This is a genomic window from Streptomyces sp. N50, assembly GCF_033335955.1.
Classification (GTDB): Bacteria; Actinomycetota; Actinomycetes; order Streptomycetales; family Streptomycetaceae; genus Streptomyces.
Genome location: NZ_CP137549.1, coordinates 974,181 through 996,238 on the forward strand (window position 1 = coordinate 974,181; position 22,058 = coordinate 996,238).

Consider the following 22,058-nt stretch of genomic DNA (forward strand, 5'->3'; position numbering starts at 1 on the left):
TCAGGGCTTGTCGAGTACGGCCGCTCGTCGCACCACGGCTTCCAGTGCCCGGAACCAGGTGCGGGCCAGGTCCTGCACCTGCTCCTCGGTGAGGAGTTCGGCGGCGTACGCCCAGTGGGCGCTCAACTCCGGCCCCTCTGGGCGGTCTTCGGTGATGGCGTTGAGGGTCAGGGCGTGAGACATCGGCTGGCCGGGGTCGGCGTCGAGGTCGGCGGCGTCGTCCTCGGGCGCGTAGGACCAGTCGGCTGCCGCCGGGCGGTCGAAGCGGCCCATGTAGTTGAACTCGATCTGCGGCTCGCCGAGTTGGGCGAGACGTGCACCCGTCCCGGGGTTGAGGTGGCGCAGCAGGCCGTGTCCGATACCGGCGGTCGGCAGCGCGGCGAGGTGCTCGCGGATCCGGGCCAGGGCCGCGTCCAGCGCGGGTCCGCCCGTGACGGCGTCCGCCAGGTCTGCCAAGTCAGCCTCGCCCGGGTCGAGTCGCACGGGTACGACGCTGGTGAACCAGCCGACCGTACGGGACAGGTCGGCGTCACCCGCGAGTCGCTCCTCACGGCCGTGGCCCTCCACGTCCACCAGTACTGGCCCGCCTTGCTGTTCGGCCCCCAGTGTGCGGGTGCGCCAGTCACCGACCGCCAGCGCGAACGCGGTGAGCAGTACGTCGTTGACGGTGGCTCCGAACGCGGCCGGGGCCCGGCTCAGCAGCGGACCGGTGACGTCGGCGGGCAGGGACACGGAGACGTACCGGGTGGTGGCGACCGTGTCCCGGGCCGGGTCGAGCGGGCGGGCCAGCGGGAGTTCGGCGCCCTCGGCGAGGGCAGAGGTCCACCACGGCAGTTCGTCCTCGGTGGCGGGGTCGGTCGCACGGGTTCCGAGAAGCCGGGACCAGCGGGCGAACGACAGCTCCACGGGGGCGAGTTCGGGTGTACGGCCGCCCCTGACCGCCGTCCAGGCGCCGGCGAGGTCGGGCAGCAGGACGCGCCAGGAGACGCCGTCGATCACCAAGTGGTGGACGAGGATGAGGAGTCGGCCGTGCTGTCCGGGTCCCGCGTCGAACCAGACCGCCCGCACCATCGCCCCGGCGTCCGGGTCGAGCCCGGCCCGGGCCGTCTCGGCGTGGCGGGAGATGGTGGCGCGCAGTGCCTCGTCGTCCGCGCCGCGCACGTCGGCGCGGGTGAGCCAGGTGCTGACGTCGGTGTCCCGTGCCGCCGGTACCCGTAGCAACCACTCGGGTTCGCGGACGAGTTGGGCCCGGAGCATGTCGTGCCGGTCGGCGAGCGCCTTGAGCACGGTCAGCAGGCCGGGTTCGGTCAGGTCGGCCGGGGTCTGGACCAGGGCCGCTTGGTGGTACGCGGCAATCGGACCACCGCGCTCCAGCAGGCCGCGCATGATCGGGGTGAGCGGGACGGTTCCGGTGCCCTCGTCGTGGACGGCGTGCCGTTCGTCGGCGCCGAGCGGGACGGCAACGGCCGCGAGGGCGGCGACAGTTCGGTGCTGGAAGACCTGCCGGGGCGTGACCCGCAGCCCACCGGCCCGGGCCCGGGCGACCAGTTGCATGGCGACGATGCTGTCACCGCCGAAGGTGAAGAAGTCGTCGTCCGTGCCGACGGCCTCGGTGGGAAGTCCGAGGGCGTCCGCGAACAGGTCACGGAGGGTGCGCTCGGTGTCGTTCGAAGGGGCCCGGCCGCCGCCCTGTGCGGTGAAGTCCGGGGCGGGCAGGGCGGATCGGTCGAGCTTGCCGTTGGACAGCAGCGGCAGCCGGTCCAGGACGACCACGGCGGCCGGGACCATGTAGTCGGGCAGAGCGGCGACGGCGTGGGCCCGCAGTTCGGTCCCGTCCGCCTCGTCGGCGACGACGTAGGCGATCAACTGCCGTATGCCGGGCCGGTGTTCGCGGGCGACGACCACGGTCTGCGTGACGGCCGGGTGGGTGTCCAACGCGGCCTCGATCTCGGCGAGTTCGATGCGGTAGCCGCGGATCTTGACCTGGTCGTCGGTGCGTCCGGCGAACTCCAGCAGTCCGTCCTCGGTCCAGCGGGCCATGTCACCGGTGCGGTACATGCGCCGGCCGGGCTCGGTGGCGTACGGGTCGGCGACGAAGCGTTCGGCGGTGAGTTCGGGCCGGCCGAGGTAACCCCGGGCCAGGCCCGGTCCCGACAGGTACAACTCACCGGTCACGCCGGGCGGTACGGGGCGCAGGGCGGTGTCGAGGACGTAGGCGCGGGACTCATGAACCGGGCGTCCCACGACCGGAGTTGCGCTGTCGCGGACCCGTCCCACGAGCGCGTCGACGGTGGCCTCGGTGGGGCCGTACAGGTTGAACGCCTCGGTATCCTGAAGCGCGGCCAACCGCGTCCACAGCGACTCGGGGACGGCCTCGCCGCCGAAGCCGACCACGGAGAGCGGGCAGTCGCCCTCGTCGCCGATCAGCCCGCTGTCCGCCATCTGCGCGAGCAGCGACGGGGTCACCTCGATGAAGTCGATGCCCCGGTCGCGGATGAACGCGGCGAGGAGTTCGGGGTCGCGGCGGGTCTCGTCGTCGGCGATGTGCAGGGCGTGCCCGTCCAGCAGCCACAACTGCGGCTGCCAGGAGGCGTCGAAGGAGAACGACCAGGCGTGCCCGACCCGCAGCCGCCGAAGTCCGGTGCGCCGCTTGGCGACCTCGTGCAGGTCGTGGCGGTGACTGTGGAAGAGGTTGGCGATGCCTCGCTGGGTGACGACGACGCCCTTGGGGCGGCCGGTGGAGCCGGAGGTGTAGATGACGTAGGCGGGGTGGTCGGGGCCGGGGGCGACGGGATCGGCCTCCGGCAGTTCTTCGGTCGGGGCGTCAAGTCGTAGGACGGGCACGGTCGTTGCAGGCAGCGTGGCGGCCGTCTCGTCCGTGGCCAGGATCAGCACCGGGCGGGCGTCGTCGAGCATGCCGGTCAGGCGGGACTCGGGGAGGTCCGGGTCGAGGGGCAGATAGGCGGCGCCCGCCTTCATCACGGCGAGGATCGCGGCGATGTGGTCGGCGGTGCGGGGCAGCGCGAGGGCCACGATCCGCTCGGGTCCGACGCCGTGCCCGGCGAGGACGCGGGCCAACTGGTCGGTGCGGGCGTCGAGTTCGGCGAAGGTCCAGGTCGTCCGGCCATCGGTGACGGCGACCGCGCCGGGGTCGGCGGCGGCCTGGGCGACGAACAACTCCGGTACGGTGCCGAGCCGTTCGGTCGTGGGCGCGGGCAGCGCGGTGTCGTTCCAGGTCTCCAGGACGGTGTGCCGCTCGGCGGGAGCGAGCAGGTCCAGTCGGCCGACGGGACGGTCGGGCTCGGCCGCCATGCCGGTGAGCAGGGCGGTCAGGGCGTCCGTGATCCGTCGCACGACGGCCGGTTGGAAGAGGTCGGGCCTGAACTCGGCGGTGAGCCGCAGCCGTTCGGCGGGCTCGACCGCCCACGCGAACGGGTAGTGGGTGGAGTCCTCGTGATCGCGGACGGTGACGTGCGGTCCGTCGCCGCCCGCTTCCTCGTCTGCGACCGGGTACGACTCGAACACCACGAGTGTGTCGAAGAGTTCGCCGAGTCCGGCGGCCCGCTGGATGTCGGCAAGGCCGAGGTGCTGGTGGGCGATGAGCCGGGACTGTTCGTCCTGGAGCCGGGAGAGGAGTGCGCCGGTGCTCTCCCCCGGTCGGACCTGCACCCGTACCGGGATGGTGTTGATGAACAGGCCGATCATCGACTCGGCACCGGCCAGTTCGGGTGAGCGTCCGGCGACGGTGGCACCGAACACGACGTCGTCGCGGCCGGTGAGGCGGCCGAGCAGCACGCCCCAGGCGGCCTGGACAAGGGTGTTGACGGTGACGCCCTGGCGGCGCGCGAACGCCTCCAGATCGGCCGTGCGGTCCGGGTCCAACTCCACGGTGTGGGTGGACGGTACGACGGCGGCCCGGTCGGGGTCGACGGGTGCGAGCCGTGTCGGCTCGGCCAGTCCGCCGAGGGCCTCGGCCCACACGGCGGTGGAGACGGCCGGGTCCTGGGCGGCCAGCAGCCGCAGGTGCGCGCGGTACGGCGCGGGCGCGGCCGGTGTACGGCCCTCGTAGCGCGCCCACAGTTCGGCGGTGAGCAGCGGCAACGACCAGCCGTCCAGCAGGAGATGCTGGTGCGAGAGCGCGAGCCGGTGCCGGTCGGGACCGAGCCGGGCCAGCAACAGCCGGAGCAGCGGCGGCCGTTCGGGGTCGAACCGGCGCCGCTCCTGGACGAGCAGACGCTCCCACTCCTCGGGGTCGTCCGTGAGGTCGAGCTGCCGCCAGGGCAGGACCGCCGTTCGCGGTACGACGGCCACGGGCCGTCCGGAGGACAAGTGCCGGAAGCCGCTGCGCAGGTTCTCGTGCGCGTCGAGTACGGACTGGGCCGCGCTGTGCAACCGGTCGGCGTCCAGGGGGCCTTCGAGGTCGTAGGAGACCTGGACTGTGTAGACGTCCGGTCCGTCGTCGCCGGAGTCGAGGGCGGCGTGGAAGAGCAGGCCGGCCTGGAGCGGGGAGACGGGCAGGACCTCGGTTCCGGCGGGCAGGGCGGCCAGTTCGGCGCGCTCGTCGGCGGTGAGGTCGAGCAGGGTGACGTCGTCGTCGCGGTCGGCGGTGACCGTGGTGGCGGTCACCGTGGCGAGGCCCGCCGCCGACTTGTGGCGGAACACGTCACGCGGGCTGAAGGCGAGCCCGGCCGCACGGGCCCGGGCGACCAGCTGCATCGCGACGATGCTGTCGCCACCGAGCGAGAAGAAGTCGTCCTCGACACCGACGCGTTCGAGACCGAGCACGTCCGCGACGAGCGCGCAGAGCGTCTCCTCCAGCGGTGTGCGCGGCCGGGTGTCGGTGACCTCGGCGGCGAAGTCGGGGGCGGGCAGGGCACGGCGGTCGAGCTTGCCGTTGGGGGTGAGCGGGAGGGCGTCGAGCGGGACGACGGCAGCCGGGACCATGTGGTCGGGCAGCGACTGGGCGGCGTGGGCGCGGAGTTGAGCCGAGTCCACGGTGCCTTCCGCCACGACGTATGCGACGAGCCGTTCGTCCCGGAGGACGACGATGGCGTGCGTGACGCTCTCGTGGGCGGCCAACACGTTCTCGATCTCGCCGAGTTCGATGCGGAAGCCGCGCAGCTTGACCTGGTCGTCGGCGCGCCCGAGGTACTCCATTTCACCGTCCCGGGTCCAGCGGGCCAGGTCGCCGGTGCGGTACATGCGGGCGCCGGGCTCGGTGGCGTACGGGTCGGCGACGAAGCGCTCGGCGGTCAGGGCGGACCGGCCCAGGTAACCGCGCGCCAACTGGACACCCGCCAGATACAGTTCGCCGGCCACACCGGGCGGTACGGGGCGGAGTCCGGCGTCGAGGACGTAGGTGCGGGTGTTCCACACCGGGCGGCCGATCGGCACGGTGGCCGGGTCGGCGGGAACCTCGTGGGCGGTGACGTCGACGGATGCCTCGGTCGGGCCGTAGAGGTTGTGCAGGCGGCTGCCCGGGAGGATCTGGTGGAAGCGGGCGGCCAGCGGGGCGGGCAACGCCTCGCCGCTGCACATGACTTGGAGCAGGTCGGCGCAGCGGGCGGCGCCGGGCTCGTCGAGGAAGGCGCGCAGCATCGACGGCACGAAGTGGGCCGTGGTGATGTGCTGACGTCGGATCAGTTCGGCGAGGTAGACCGGGTCCTGGTGGCCTTCCGGGCGAGCCACGACGAGCGTGGCGCCGGTGATCAGCGGCCAGAAGAACTCCCACACCGACACGTCGAACCCGGCCGGGGTCTTCTGCAGCACCCGGTCGTCGGCGTCGAGGCGGTAGGTGTCCTGCATCCACAACAGGCGGTTGGTGATGCCCTGGTGGGGGACGGTGACGCCCTTGGGGCGGCCGGTGGAGCCAGAGGTGTAGATGACGTAGGCGGGGTGACGGGGGTCGTGGGCGGTGGGCAGGGGTGCGTACGCCGGGTGGTCCGGCGTGCCGTCCGCGTCGACCGTCAGGGTGGGCACGTCGGTGTCCGGGAGCGTGACGCCCTCGGTGGTGATCAGGCAGACCGGGCGAGCGTCGGCGAGCGTGTAGGCGAGCCGTTCGGCCGGGTAGCCGGTGTCGAGGGGCAGATAGGCGGCGCCCGCGCGGTGGACCGCGAGGAGCGACACCACGAGGGCGAGGGAGCGGGGCAGGGCGACGGCGACGACCGCCTCGGCCTGGGCTCCCCGCGCGGCGAGCGTGTGAGCCAACCGCTCTACGCGCAGGTCGAGTTCGGCGTAGGTGAGGGCGGTGTCCTCGAAGACGACCGCCGTGGCCTCGGGCGTGCGGGCGACCTGGGCGCGGAAGAGTTCCGGGAGGGTCAGGTCGGGGACGGTCCGGGTGGTGTTGTTCCAGTCGGTGAGGACGAGGGTGCGTTCGTCGTCGCGCAGGACGTCGAGTGCGCCGATGCGGCGGTCGGGGTCCGTGGCGACCTGAGCGAGCAGCAACTCAAGCCGCTGGGCCAGGAGTTCGGCGGTCGACTCGTCGAAGAGGTCGGCGCTGTACTCGATCCAGCACCGCATGCCGCCGCCCTCACCCTGCTCGACGAAGTCGAAACTGAGGTCGAACTTGGCGCCCTGCTGCCCGAGTTCCTCACGCCGGGCGGTGAGTCCGGGCAGGGCGGGGGTGGCGCCCTCGTCGTCGAGGTGGACGACCATCACCTGGAACAGCGGGTGCCGGGCCAGTGAGCGGGTCGGGTTGACCGCCTCCACCAGCCGCTCGAAGGGCAGGTCCTGGTGTTCGTAGGCGGCGAGGTCGGTGTCCCGGACGCGGGCGAGCAGGTCGGCGAACGTGGGGTCGCCGGACAGATCGGTGCGCAGGACAAGGGTGTTGACGAAGAAGCCGACCAGGTCTTCGAGGTGTTCGTCGCCCCGACCGGAGATGGGTGCGCCGAGCGGGATGTCGTCCCCGGCGCCGAGCCGGTGCAGCAGCGCGGCGACGGCGGCCTGGGTGACCATGAACATACTGACGCCGTGGCGACGGGCCAACGCGCGCAGTTGTCGGGTCTGTTCAGGGTCGAGGGTCAGTCCGACCGCGCCACCCTGGTGGCTGCTCTCCAGCGGGCGAGGGCGGTCGGTGGGCAGCGCGAGCTCGTCCGGCAGACCCGCCAAGGTCTCCTGCCAGTAGGCGAGTTGGCGGGACTGTCGGCTGTCCGGGTCGTCGGGGTCGCCGAGTGCCTCGCGGTGCCAGAGGGCGTAGTCGGCGTACTGCACGGGCAGCGGGGCCCACTCGGGCGCCCGTCCCGCACAGCGGGCTTCGTACGCGGTGGCCAGGTCTCGCCACAGCGGGCCGTCGGACCACTGGTCGCCGGCGATGTGGTGCAGCACCAGCAGCAGGACGTGTTCGTGCTCGTTCACCTCGAACACATGGGCCCGCAGCGGGAGTTCGCGGTCGATGTCGAAGCCGCACGCGGCGGTCTCGGCGAGCCCGGCGGCCAGTTCGGCCTCCGTGACGCGGCTGTGGTGGAGGGGCACGGAGGCCTCGTCCAGCACGACCTGGCTGGGGCGGCCGTCCCGTTCGGGGAAGACCGTGCGCAGGCTCTCGTGTCGTACGGCGAGGTCGTTCAGGGCGGCGGACAGGGCATTCCGGTCGAGTGTGCCGGTGAGACGCCAGGCAGCCGGGATGTTGTAGGCGCCTCCCGGGCCCTCGATGCGGTGCAGCAGCCACAGTCGCTGTTGGGCGTAGGAGAGCGGGAGTTCGTCGGGACGTTCGGCGGGGACCAGGGCGGGCAGTCCACCGGCCCGGTCGTCCAGGCGGGCCGCGAGGAGCGCGGGCGAGGACGCATCGAAGACGGTACGGACGGTGAGGTCGGCGCCAAGTACCGTGCGCACGCGGCTGACCAGACGCATGGCGAGCAGCGAGTGGCCGCCGAGAGTGAAGAAGTCGTCGTCGGCGCCGACGCGTTCGAGGCCGAGGACGTCGCCGAAGAGTCCAGCCAGGATCTCCTCGCGCGGGTTGCGGGGTGACGTGCCCACGCCCGTAACGGTGTTGCCCGTGAAGTCGGGGGCGGGCAGGGCGGCGCGGTCGAGCTTGCCGTTGGGGGTGAGGGGCAGCGCGTCGAGAGTGACGAAGGCGGCCGGGACCATGTGGGCGGGGAGGGCGGCGGAGGCGTGGGCTCCGAGTGACCCCGTGTCCCCGGCCGGCACCACGTACGCGACGAGGCGCTGTTCCCGGACCACCACGACCGCTCGGGCTACGGACGGATGGGTGGTCAACACGCCCTCGATCTCGCCGGGTTCGACGCGGAAGCCGCGTACCTTCACCTGGTCGTCGGTGCGGCCCAGGTACTCGATGGTCCCGTCCGCGTTCCAGCGGGCCAGGTCGCCGGTGCGGTACATGCGGGTGCCCGGGGCGCCGTACGGGTCGGCGACGAACCGCTCGGCGGTCAGGCCGGGCCGGTCGAGGTAGCCGCGTGCGAGCTGGATGCCCGCGAGGTACAACTCGCCCGGGACGCCCGGCGGTACGGGACGCAGACCCGCGTCGAGAACGTAGGTGCGGGTGTTCCACACCGGGCGGCCGATCGGAACGCTCGTCGCGCCGGGTCCGATCTCCACGGCCGTCACGTCGACCGACGCCTCGGTCGGGCCGTAGAGGTTGTGGAGTTCGGCGGTGGTCAGGATGTCGTGGAAGCGGTGGGTGACGGCGACGGGCAGGGCCTCGCCGCTGCACATCACTCGGCGCAGGCCGGTGCAGTCGGCTGCGGCGGGTTCCTCCAGGAAGAGTTGGAGCATGGAGGGGACGAAGTGGACGGTGGTGACGTCCTGTTCGCGGATGAGGCGAGCCAAGTAGGCCGGGTCGCGGTGACCTTCGGGGCGGGCGACGACCAGCGCGGCGCCGGTGATCAGGGGCCAGAAGAACTCCCACACCGACACGTCGAAGCTGGACGGCGTCTTCTGCAGCACCCGGTCGGCTGCCGTCAGGCCGTACGCGTCCTGCATCCACAGCAGCCGGTTGACGATGCCCTCGTGCGGGACGACGACGCCCTTGGGGCGACCGGTGGAGCCCGAGGTGTAGATGACGTAGGCCGGACTCGACGGGTCGTAGGACGTGGGGAGTTGGGCCTCGGGTCCGGTCGGCAGGGTGTCGCGGACGACGTGCACCGGGCGGGCGTCCTCGACCATGAGCGCGAGGCGGTCCTCCGGGTAGTCGGGGTCGAGCGGGAGGTAGGCGGCTCCGGCGCGGTGCACGGCGAGGAGGGCGACGACGAGTTCGAGTGAGCGCGGGAGGGATACGGCCACGGTCTGCTCGGGACCTGCACCAAGCGCCGCCAACACCCCTGCCGTTCGCTCCACTTGGGCGTCCAGCTCCGCGTACGTCAGCGACTGTCCTTCGAAGACGAGGGCAGTGGCGTCGGGGGTGCGGGCGGCCTGGGCGCGGAAGAGTTCCGGGAGGGTGGTGGCCGGGACGGGGTGGTCGGTGGCGTTCCACTCCCCCAGGACCAGCGCGCGTTCGGCGTCCGCCAGGAGGTCGAAGTCCCTTACGGCGCCGTCGGGCTGGGTCGCCGCGTGGTCCAGGAGGCGGGCCATGCGACCGGCGATTCGCTCCGCGGTGCCGTGGTCGAAGAGGTCGGTCGCGTACTCCAGGAGCAGGACCACCCGGTCGCTGCCCGTCTCGTCGACGAAGGTGAAGTGCAGGTCGAACTTCGCCATGCCGGTGTCCATGTCGAACCACTCGGTCGCGAGGCCGAGCACGTCCGGGTCGCCGTCGGGGCGGTGGTGGTAGCCGAGCATGACCTGGAAGAGCGGGTTGCGGCCGGCCACGCGGGGCGGGTTGAGGGCCTCGACGACCCGGTCGAAGGGCAGGTCCTGGTACTCGAAGGCCGCGAGCGACGACTCCCTTACCCGGCCCAGGAGTTCGCGGAAGGTCAGCTCGTCGCCGGACACATCCGTCCGCAGCACGAGCGTGTTGACGAAGAAGCCCACCAGGTCGGCGAGCGCCTCGTCGGTGCGGCCCGCGATGGGGGCGCCGAGCGGGATGTCGTCGCCCGCGCCGAGCCGGTTCAGCAGGGCGGCGGTCGCGGCCTGGAACAGCATGAACATGCTGGTGCCGGTCGCGGCGGAGAGGTCGCGCAGGGCGTGGCCGGTGGCGGTGGGGAGTTCCAGGCGGACCTTGCCGCCGTGACCGGTCGGCTCGGCGGGGCGCGGTCGGTCGGCGGGCAGGGCGAGTTCGTCGGGCAGGCCGTGCAAGGCCTGGACCCAGTGGGCGAGTTGGGCCTCGCCGGTGCGGGCGAGAAGGTCGTCCTGCCAGAGGGTGTAGTCGGCGTACTGCACCGGCAGCGGCGCCCACTCGGGCGACCGTCCCTCGCGGCGGGCCGCGTAGGCGGTGTCGAGGTCGGCGAGGAAGGGGCGGTCGGACCACTCGTCGGTGGTGATGTGGTGCAGGACGACGGCGACGACGTGCTCGTCCGGACCGAGCCTGAACACCTCGCAGCGCAGCGGGAGTTCGGTGGTCAAGTCGAAGGGGCGGCGCTGGGCGGACTCGATCAGCGCGGGCAGTTCGTCCTCCGCGCAGTCGAGGACCGTGCAGGCCACGGCCACTTCTTCGGCCGGGAGAATCCGCTGGTACGGCTCCCCCTCGTGCGTCGGAAAGACCGTCCGCAGCGCCTCGTGCCGGCGGGCCACATCGCGCAGGGCGGCGGTCAGCGCCTCGGTGTCGAGGATGCCGCGCAGTCGGAAGACCAGCGGGAAGTTGTAGGCGACACCGCTGCCGGTGATCTCCTCGACCAGCAACAGCCGTCGCTGGGCGGCCGACAGCGGGATGCGGTCGGGGCGATCGGCGACCGGAGTGACCGCCGGGCGGGCCGGGCTCGCCTGGTCGGCGCGGCCCGCGAGCAGCGCCGGGGTGGGGGCCTCGAAGAGGTCGCGGATGGCGAGTTCGGCGCCCAGCTCCGTGCGGGCGCGGCTTACCAGCCGGGTGGCGAGGAGTGAATGACCGCCCAGGTCGAAGAAGTTGTCCTCCGCGCCGACTTCGGGCAGGCCCAACACTTCGGCGAACAGGCGGCAGAGCACCTCTTCCTGCGGGGTGCGCGGGCCGCGTCCGCCGCCGAGGGCGACGGCGGGTTCGGCGTCGGGCAGGGCGCGGACGTCGAGCTTGCCGTTGGCGTTCATGGGCAGGCCGTCGACGGTGACGAAGGCGGACGGGACCATGTAGTCGGGCAGTTCACGGCCCAGGTCCTCGCGCAGCCGCCGCACCAGCGCGCTCGCCTCGCGGGCGGCGGTGGGGTCGTTGGCGTAGGGGTGGGTGCCGCCGCCGGGCTTGAACAGGCCGCCGGTCAGGCGTAGTTCGTCGGACTTCAGGAAGACGGCGTCATAGGTCCCGGTCTCTCCCGACCACGTCGTCAACACCCGGTATCCGGCTGCCGTACCGAGCTCGTGCAGGTGCTCGGGGTCGACACCCGTCTCGGCCGTACGGCCGTCGGGGATGCCGGTGAAGCGGAGTGCCTCGGGCCGTTCGCCGCGCGGGCGTTCACCAGCCACCCCGGTCGCGGACCAGGTACCGGCCAGGAGTTGGCCGATGGCCTCGGCCGACGACCAGTCGCCGCGCAGGAGTTCGCCGATGGTGTTGCCGGTGGCCCAGTCGACGGACGGGGCGTTGTCCAGGCGGACGTCCGGCTCGTCGGCGTAGAGGACGACGTCGTAGCGGTGGCGGGACAGTTCGTTGTGGTGCTGGGCGCGCTTGGTGCGCAGGTCGACGCCGTAGCCGAGGGTGGTGAAGTAGTCGGGGTCTACGAGGAGTTCCTTCTCCAGGCGCAGGCCGCGTTCCACCGCGCGCTCCAGGTCCGCCTCGGCGGTGCCCCGGGTGCGCTGGATCTCGGTGTGGAAGGTACCGGCGAGGCGCAGGTTGCGGACGTCGCCGACGAACAGGGCGCCGCCGGGCGCGAGTAGCTCCATGGCGCCGTGCAGGACGGCGGTCAGGTGGTCGATGCTCGGGAAGTACTGGATGACGGAGTTGATGACGATCGTGTCGAAGTAGGCGAAGGGCAGTCCGCTCAGGTCCTCGGCCGGGCGGCAGCGCAGTTCGACCTTGGAGGCGAGGGCGGGGTCGCGCCGTACTTCCTCGCCGATCTTGCGGATGACGGGCGCGGCGAAGTCAGTTGCCCAGTACGCCTCCGCGTCCGGGGCGAGGCGGGACAGCAACAGGCCTGAGCCGACGCCGATTTCGAGGATGCGGCGGGGCTTGAGAGAGCCGATGCGGGCGAGGGTGGCCTCGCGCCACTCGTGCATCTCCTCGAAGGGGATGGGCTGTCCGTGGTAGGAGCTGTCCCAGCCGTCGTACTGCTCGGTGAAGACGGCGGTGCCGATCTCCTCGTACTCGTCGGAGTAGATCTCCTGCCACTCCCCCACCTGCGCGGCCTCGGCGGCGGTGCGTTCGGCGGAGTCGGCGCCGGAGGGGACGACATAGCCGACGAGGCGTTCGTCGCGGACGACGACCGCGGCCTGGGCGACCAACGGGTGGCGGCTGAGGGCGGTTTCGATCTCGCCGGGTTCGATGCGGTAGCCGCGGATCTTGACCTGGTCGTCGGTGCGGCCGAGGAAGTCGAGGTTGCCGTCCAGGTTGCGGCGGACCAGGTCACCCGTGCGGTACATGCGCTCGCCGGGTTCGCCGAACGGGTCGGCGACGAAGCGTTCGGCGGTCAGCGCGGGACGGTCCAAGTAGCCGCGGGCCAGGCCGATTCCGGCGATGTACAGCTCGCCGGGGACGCCGTCGGGCACCGGGCGCAGCCAGGCGTCGAGGATGTGGGCGCGGGTGCCCCGGATGGGCTTGCCGACGGTGGGGGTGTCGCTGTCGAGGGTGCCGCCACCAAGGGTGTTGATCGTGTACTCGGTCGGCCCGTAGAGGTTGTAGCCGTACGTGCCCTCGGTGTCGCGCAGTGCCGTCCACACCGTCTCGGGTACGGCCTCGCCGCCGAGCAGCACGAGCGGCGGGACGTGGCCCTCCAACAGGCCCTGCTCAATGAGGAGTCGGGCGTAGGTGGGGGTGACGTTGACGACGTCGACGCGGTGGCGTTCGCAGTAGGCGACCAGCGCCTCGGCGTCACGCCTCAACTCCTCGTCGCAGACGTGCACTTCGTGGCCTTCCACGAGCCACAGCAGCTCCTCCCACGACATGTCGAAGGCGAAGGACACGGTGTGCGCGATGCGCAGGCGCCGCCCGCCGGCGGAGGCGATGGCGGGCTCGAAGATCTCCTTCTGGTGGTTCAACTGCATGTTCGTCAGGCCCCGGTAGGGGGTGACGACGCCCTTGGGGCGGCCGGTGGAGCCGGAGGTGTAGATGACGTAGGCGGGGTGTTCGAGGCTGAAGCGGAGCCGGACCGGAGCGTCCGACCGGTCCGCCAACTCCCCCTTGATTACAGGGGTGTCGAGCAGGACGCGGGTCATCTTGCCGTCCAGCGTGGCCGATACGGCCGTGGTGCTGAGCAGGAGCAGCGGGCGGGCGTCGGCCAGCATCAGGGAGAGGCGGTCGGCCGGGTGGTCCAACTCCAGGGGGAGGTAAGCCGCCCCGGTGCGCAAGACCGCGAAGAGCGCGACCACCATGTCGAGGGAGCGCGGCAGGGCGAGGGCTACGACCCTCTCGGGGCCCGCGCCCCGGTCGATGAGCAGGCGGGCCAACCGGTTGACGGCGGCGTCGAGTTCGGCGTACGTCATGCTGCGCTCGCCGAAGACGAGGGCCCGTTCGTCCGGGGTGCGTTCCGCCTGCGCGGCCAGCAGGTCGGCGATGGTGTCCTCGGGGTCGGGGACACGGCTGGCCGCCGACTCCCGCCGTAGCGCCGTGTGTTCGGCGGGCAGGAGCGGGTCGAGGGAGCCGACCGGGGCCGTGAGGTCGGCGGTGAGGCGGTCGACGAGCAGGGCGAAGCGGTCGAGGAGGGCTTGGGCGCGGTCGGTTGGGACGAGGTCGGGGCGGTGGGTGAGGGTGACGGCGATCTCGCGGCCCGGGGTGATGACGAGGTTGGCCGGGTAGTGCGTGGCGTCGACGTTGGCGACGGCCGTGGCGCCGTGCCGGGTCCTCAGGTCGGCCAACCGCTCCTCGGTGTCGTTGTTGCGCAGCACGAACAGCGTGTCGAAGAGCTTGCGGTGGCCGGTCTCCGCCTGGAGCACGCCGAGGCTCAAGTGCTCGAACGGCATGAGGTCGAGGCGTTCGCCCTGGATCCGGCGGAGCAGGGCGAGGACCGGTTCGGCGGGGTCGAGGGCGATACGGGTCGGGACCGTGTTGAGGAACAGGCCGATGATGTTGCCGACGTCGGGGACCTCGCTGGGGCGGCCGGCGACGGTCGTGCCAAACACGACGTCGGCGCGGCCGGTCGCGGAGGCGAGGGTGAGTCCCCAGGCCGCGTTGAGGATCGTGTTGAGGGTCAGGCCGTGGGCCGGTGCCAACGCGCGGAGCCGATCGCCGAGTTCGGCGGGCAGGCGGGCGTCGAGCTGGTCGGGGATGACCGGTTCGAGGCCGTCCGTGGCGGTGGGTGCGAGCAGCGTCGGCTCGTCGAGACCGGCGAGCGCGGTGCGCCAGGCGGCCGTGGCGACCGAGTCGTCCTGCTCCTCGAGCCAGGTCAGGTAGTCGCGGTAACTGCCGGGGGCGGGAAGGGCGTTGGCGTCGCCGCCCGTCTCGTAGAGCGCGAACAGTTCGTCGAGGAAGAGCCAGGCCGACCAGCCGTCCCAGAGGATCAGGTGACGGCCGATGACGAGCCGGTCGCCGCGTTCCGCGCCCAAGCGCAGGAGGAGCAGGCGGAAGAGCGGGGGTGCGGAGAGGTCGAAGCGGCGGTTGCGTTCGGCGTCCGTCAACTCCCGTAGGAGTGCGTCCTGTTCGGCGGCCGGAAGGAGGGAGAGGTCGACCTCTTCAAGGGGGATCTCCGGGTCCTCGACGATGTACTGCACCGGCTGGTCGAGGCCGTCGCTGGTGAAGCCCGCGCGCAGGCCGGGGTTACGGTCGAGGAGGGTGCGGACGGCGGCACGCAGCCGGGTGGTGTCGAGGCGGGTCGCGAAGTCGAAGGTCTCGTGGACGGTGTAGACGTCCAACGCGCCCTCGTCGTACGCCGAGTGGAAGAACAGGCCCTCCTGGAGGGGGGCCAGCGGCCATACGTCGGCTACCCGGGCCGGGGCGGCGACGGCGCGGACGCGGGTGAGCTCGGCTTCGGCGAGGGTGAACGCCTCAACGCGGTTGCTCGGGGCGGTCGTTGCGATACCGGCAGCCGTCGCGAGGGCAGCCGGGGTGCGGTGGGTGAAGACGTCGCGCGGGCTCAGGTCCAGGCCCGCCGCGCGGGCCCGACTGGCGACACCGATGGAGCTGATGCTGTCGCCGCCGAGGCGGAAGAAGTCGTCGTCCGGTCCCGCGTCCTCGATGCCCAGGACGGCCGCGAAGATCTCGGTGATCTGCCGCTCCAACGGCCCTGCGGGCTCCCGGCGTTCGGCGCGCTCGGCCTCGGGGGCGGGCAGCGCGGCCTGGTCCAGCTTGCCGCTCGGCGTGAGCGGGAGGTCCGCGAGGACGACGTACGCCTCCGGGACCAGGGGTGCGGGCAGCGTGTCCGCGAGGGCGGCGCGCAGGGCGGCCGGGTCGAGCGTGGCTCCGGATGCCGGCACCGCGAAGGCGACGAGCCGCTGGTCGCGGATGACGACGGCGCCCCGGGCGACGGTGGGGAGTCGGGTCAACTCGGCCTCGATCTCGCCGAGTTCGACGCGGTTGCCACGGAGTTTGACCTGACGGTCGGTGCGGCCGAGGTAGTCGATCGTGCCGTCGGGGCGGCGGCGTACGAGGTCGCCGGTGCGGTACATACGGGCGCCGGGTTCGGTGGCGTACGGGTCGGCGACGAAGCGGTCGGCGGTGAGCGCGGGGCGTCGGTGGTAGCCGCGGGCCAGCTGGACGCCGGTCAGGTACAGCTCGCCGGGTACACCGTCAGGGACCGGGCGCAGGCAGGAGTCGAGGACGCGCAGGCCGGTGTTCCACACGGGGCGGCCGATGGGCATGGTGGTGTCGGGCGCGCCGTCGTAGGCGTGGTAAGTCACGTCTACGGCAGCCTCGGTGGGGCCGTAGAGGTTGTGCAGCGGGACGCCGGTCAGCTCGTGCCAGCGGTGGGCGGCGGATCCGGACAGGGCCTCGCCGCTGCTGAACACGCGGCGCAGACTGCCCGCCCACGCGGGGTCGGCGGTGACCTCGTCGGAGGCGAGAAACGCCTCCAGCATCGACGGCACGAAGTGCATCGTCGTGATGCCCTCGGACCGGATCAGACGGGACAGATACGCGGGGTCGCGGTGTCCGTCAGGGGCGGCGAGGACCACGGCGGCGCCCTCGCGCAGCGCCCAGAAGAACTCCCACACACTCACGTCGAAGCTGGACGGCGTCTTCTGCAACACCCGGTCTTCGGCGGTGAGTTCGTACTCGCCCTGCATCCAGGCCAGTCGGTTGCCGATGGCGCGGTGGGTGACGACGACGCCCTTGGGGCGGCCGGTGGAGCCGGAGGTGTAGATGAGGTAGGCGGGGTCGTCGGGGCGGGCGGAGTCCAAAGCTCCACCGAAAAGGGCCTCCTCGCCCTCCGCGTCCACGCGCAGCACGTCCAGGCCCTCGACCGACGGCAGCCGGTCCGCGTCCCGTTCCGTCGTGACGACCGTCGTCGCCCCCGAGTCGGCCAGCATGTACGCGAGCCGCTCGGCCGGATAGTCCAGATCGAGGGGCAGATACGCGGCCCCCGACTTCAGGACACCCAGCAGCGCCACCATCAACTCCGTGGAGCGGGGGACGGCGACGGCGACGAACCGTTCCCGGCCCGCGCCCTTGGCCCGCAGCCGCGCGGCCAACTCCGTGGCTCGCGCGTCCAGTTCGGCGTAGGTGAGGGTCGTACGCTCCACGTCCGTCGTGCCGCCGAAGACGACAGCCGTCGCGTCCGGAGTACGCGCGGCCTGCGCGGCGAACGCGGCGGCGAGCGTGGTGGCCTGAACCGGCCGGGTCTCCCCCGCCGGATGCGCGTCCGCCAACTCCTCCGGAGTCAGCAGGTCGAGGTCCGCGACCCGGGCGCTCGGGTCGTCCGCCAGCGCGTGCAGGATAAGGGTGAGCCGGTCGGCGAGGGACTGCACGGCGTCGGCGTCGAGGCGTCGGGCGTGGTGCTTGAGGCGCAGGTCCAGGCGACGGCCGGGCTTGACGATGAGGGCCAGCGGGTAGTGCACGGCGTCGTGGAAAGCGTGTCCGGCGACGGTGACCGTGCCGGTGGGGTCGGTGATGCCCGGGGCGCCCTCGCCGCCGGGGTAGTTCTCGAACACCACGAGGGTGTCGAAGAGTTCACCGTCGCCCGCGTGCCCGGTGGCGCGCTGGATGTCGGCGAGACCGAGGTGCTGGTGGTCGAGAAGCGCGCTCTGCTCGTCCTGGAGCCGGTCGAGGAGCGCGCCCAGGGTGTCGCCCGGAGCCCAACGCAGGCGCGTCGGAAGGGTGTTGATGAACAGGCCGATCATCGACTCGATGCCGTCGACCGCGGCGTCACGTCCGGCGACCGTGGTGCCGAACAGCACGTCCTCGCGGCCCGTCATACGACCGACGAGCAGACCCCAGGCGCCCTGCACCAGCGTGCCGAGGGTGACTCCGCGTTCGCGGGCACGGGCGGCGAGCCGTGAGGTGACCCGCTCGCTCAACTCCACCCGGATCTGGGCGGGTTCGACGGGTCCGGCGGGCGCCGGGGCCGCCACCAACCGGGTCGGCTCGTCGACCCCGGCGAGCGCGGTGCTCCAAGCGGCTCGGGCCGCCTCGCGGTCGGCGCCGGCGATGCGGCGGAGGTAGCCGCGGTACGGGGCGACTTCGGGGAGCGGGGTCGGGTTCTCGCCGTAGAGGGCGAGGAGTTCGCGGTGCAGGACCGGCAAGGACCAGCCGTCCGCGACGATGTGATGGAACGTCAGGACCAGACGGCTGCGGTCATCGCCGAAGCGGATGAGCGCGCAGCGGATCAGCGGCGGACGGGCGAGGTCGAAGGGCTGGGCGCGTTCGTCGGCGGCGACGGCCTCGGCGAGGGTGCGGCGGACCGTGGTGTCGTCCTGCGTGGCCAAGTCGACCTCGCGCCAGGGCAGTTCGAGACCGGTGGCGATGAGCTGAACCGGGCGGCCGTCAGGTGTCTGGCGGAAGCAGGCGCGCAGCGGGGCGTGCCGGTCGATGAGGCGCTTGGCGGCCTCGCGCAGCAGGGTGCCGTCGACCGGTCCGGACAGCTCGATGACCTGCTGGACGACGTAGGCGTCGAGTTCGGCGCCGTCCACCAGCGCGTGGAAGAAGAAGCCTTCCTGGAGCGGGCCGAGTGGCAGCACCTCCTCGACGGTGACGGGGAACTCGCCCTGTACGTGGGCGAGTTGCTCCTCGCTCAGGGTCTGCCACGGGGTGGTGTCGTCATCGTCGGCCGTGCCCGTGCGGGCCACCGTGGCGAGTTCGGCGACCGTGCGGTGGCGGAAGACGTCGCGCGGGGTGAGTTCCAGGCCCGCACGGCGGGCCAGGATGAGGAGTTGGACGGCCACGATGCTGTCGCCGCCGAGCGCGAAGAAGTCGTCGTCGACGCCGACCGAGGGCACCTTGAGCGCCCGCGCGTACAAGTCGCACAGCAGCTGCTCGCGGGCCGTCCCGGGCGCCCGGCCCGCGCTCAGCAGGCGGGTGAGGTCCGGGACGGGCAGCGCGGCGGCGTCGAGCTTGCCGCTCGGGGTGACGGGCAGCCGGTCCAGCGGCACGAACGCGGCCGGGACCATGTAGTCGGGCAGGTACTCGGTGGCGTGTGTCCGCAGGGTCGACATCAGGGCGTTGACGTTGCGGAAGGGCGCGGGGCGGTTGGTGAGCGGGTGGCCGCCGCCTGGGCGGTACCGGACTAGCGCCTGCCCGTCCGCCTCGGGTGCGAACACGGCGTCCAAACTGCCGTCCTCCGCACCCCCGTTCCAAGTCAGCGCCACCTCGTAACCGTGCCGCGCGGCGATCTCGTACAGGGCCTCGGGATCCACACCGTACGATCCGGCGGCCGGCCTGCTGCTGTCGTCGAGGGTCGCGAGCGCGGAAAGGTCCTCGGCGAGACGGGAGTTGGGGATTCCGGCGATCCGTACCAGGCCGGGGTTTCCGGCGAGCAGTTCGTCCAGCGCCTGGACCGAACCGACCGTGAGCCAGGGCGACTCGGGGATCTCCTCGGAGGCATCCAGTTGGGATCGAAGGACAACGTCGTAGCGATAGCGGGTGAGTTCGTTGTGGTGCGTGCCGCGCTTGACGCGGATGTCGGCGCTGAGCCCGTCGAGGCTCGTGAAGTAGTCGGGGTCGACAAGGAGTTCGCCCTCCCAGGCGACCGCGCGGTCCACGGCGGCGCGCAGGGCTTCCTTGTCGTCGTCCGCCGTGTCCCGTGCCCGTCCGCTCTCGACGGCCGCGCTCAGGGTGCGGAGCAGCCGCAGGTTGCGCACGTCGCCGACGAACACCGCGCCGCCGGGGGCGAGTAGAGCGGCCGCGTTCTGGAGGACGCCCGTGAGGTAGTCCCCACCGGGGAAGTACTGGATGACGGAGTTCACGACGATGGTGTCGAAGTGACCCTCGGGCAGGCCGGTGAGGTCGTGCGCGGGGCGGGCCAACAGAGTGACGCGGTCGGCGAGTTCGGGGACGGCGGACACCTGGGCGTCCAGGGCGCGTACGGCTTCCTCGGACAGGTCGGTGCCCCAGTACTCGTCGCAGTCCGGGGCGAGCCGGGACAGCAACAGGCCGGAGCCGACGCCGATTTCCAGGATGCGGCGGGGTCGTAGGGCCCGGATGCGGTCGACGGTGGCCTCGCGCCACTCGCGCATGTCGGCGAGCGGGATGGGCAGCCCGTCGTACATGCTGTTCCAGCCCGCGAAGTTCTCCTCGAAACCGTCCGATCCGGCGGCGGAGTACAGGAGTTCGTGCAGGTCCTTCCACTCCGCCACCCCCTCGTCGGGGGCCGCCTCGGCGTCCAGCGAGGGCACGACGTAGGCGGCGAGGCGGCGTTCGCCGGGGCGGTCCTCGCGGACGACGACGGCGGCCTGGTCGACGGACGGGTGGGAACGCAGGACGGATTCGATCTCGCCGGGTTCGATGCGGAAGCCGCGGATCTTGACCTGAGTGTCGACGCGGCCGTGGAACTCCAGTCGGCCGTCCGCCTTCCAGCGGACCAAGTCGCCGGTGCGGTAAAGGCGTTCGCCGGGTGCGGCGGTCATGTCGGTGGGGGCGGCGACGAAGCGTTCGGCGGTGAGGGCGGGGCGGCCGAGGTAGCCGCGGGCCAGGCCGGCGCCGCCCAGGTAGAGCTCTCCCGTGACACCGGCGGGGACCGGGCGCAGGCGGTCGTCGAGGACGTAGGCGCGAGTGCCGGGGTCGGGGATGCCGATGGGAACGATGGTGCCGGGCGGGGTGTCCGGGTCGCACAGGCCGAGGGTGGAGTTGGTGGTGGCCTCGGTCGGACCGTAGGCGTTGAACATCATCCGGCCGCGCGCGTAGCGGCCGACCAGCTCGGGTGAGACGCGTTCCGTGCCCGCCAGGAGGGTTGCCTGGGGCGGGAGTTGGACGTCCTCGGGCATGGCGGCGAGCAGGGCGGGCGGCAGGATCATGAAGGTGATGCCGTGCTCGTTGGCGTAGTCCGCGAGCGGGGCGCCGGGGACGCGGCGGTCGGCGGGTACGACGACCAGGCGGCCGCCGGAGAGCAGGCCGAGGCACAGGTCCCAGAACGCGACGTCGAAGCTGGGCGAGGCGAACTGCAGGACCCGGCTGTGCGGGCCGATGCCGAAGCGTTCCCGCTGGGTGGCGACGAGTTTCGCGACGCCCGCGTGGGAGAGGACCGTGCCCTTGGGGCGGCCGGTGGAACCGGAGGTGTAGATGACGTAGGCCGCGTGCGCGGTCGTCAACTCGTCGGCGGTGGACGGGCCTTGGGCCGGGTACGCGGCCAGCTCGGCGACCGTCTCCGGGGCGTCGAGGACGAGCGGGTCGAGGTCCGGCGGGAGGTCGGGGGCGATCTCGGCGGTGGTGACGAGGCAGACCGGGCGGGCGTCGGCGAGCATGTAGGCGATGCGGTCGGCCGGGTAGTCGGTGTCGACCGGGAGATAGGCGGCGCCCGACTTCAGGACGGCGACCTCGGCGACGATCATGTCCGCCGAGCGCGGCACGGCGAGCGCCACGACCTGCTCGGGTCCGGCACCCCGGGCCACCAGGGCGTGCGCCAACTTCGAGGCACGGGCGTCGAGTTCGGCGTAGGTGAGGCGGACGCCCTCGTGGATGAGGGCGATCTCGTCGGGGCGCGCGGCGACCTGGTCGGCGAACATGCGGGGCCAGGTGAGCGCGGGGACGTCGTGCCCGGTGTCGTTCCAGCCGTGCAGGATGCGGTGCCGTTCGTCCGCGCCGAGGAGTTCGAGGTCGGCGACCGGGGTGTCCGGGCGGGCGACGGCGTCGGTGAGGAGGGTGCCGTAGTGGCCGAGGATCAGGTCGACCGTGGCGGGCGAGAAGAGGTCGGTGCGGTAGTCCGCCGACACCTCGCCGTCGGTCACGGTGAGGACCAGGTCCAGGGGGCCGGACTCGTGCCAGGGGGCTGGGCCGAAGCCCGTGGCGCACAACAGGCCACCACCCCGGAAGGGTTCGGGGGCGAGGAGCCGTAGCAACTCGCCGGTCGGGAGGTGGTGGGCGGCTGCCTCCTCGCGAACGGCCGAGATTTCGTCCCGGAGTTGGGCGAACGAGGTGTCGCCGTCGATCGTGACGCGGAGCGGGAGGCCCTCGTGGGCGACCGCCGTCTCGGTGGCCGTCGTGCCGCCGTAGCGGTGCAACAGGGCGACGAAGGCGGTGAGTTGAGTGGCCTCGTCGGCCGTCATGGCGAGGGGAGCCGCGCGGCGCGCGCGGGACACCTCGCCCTCGCCGCGTGGCGGACGCGGGAAGTCCAGCGGCAGGGACGTCTCCGGTACCGGTGACGCGAACCGCCGTCGCCAGAAGTCGTTCGTAGCTGTTGCCCGTGCCGAAGAAAGCGTGTTGCCCGCCACAGCTGCCCGTGCCTCCCAATGCGTGCGGAACGGCTCAGCGGAGCCGCGACCGCTCGCATAGTAAGGTAAGCATTGCCTTACTTGATAGACCTCCCCCGGAACCACCGGTC

Annotated in this window: 1 protein-coding gene; it reads right to left on the reverse strand. The window is 72.2% G+C overall.

Annotation, left to right across the window (positions count from 1 at the left end; genetic code table 11):
• On the reverse strand, positions 1 to 21,948 hold the full coding sequence (locus R2B38_RS04015) for a non-ribosomal peptide synthase/polyketide synthase (RefSeq protein ID WP_318014983.1): 21,948 nt from the start codon (positions 21,946 to 21,948) through the stop codon (positions 1 to 3).
• Between the last annotated feature and the right edge of the window lie 110 nt (positions 21,949 to 22,058).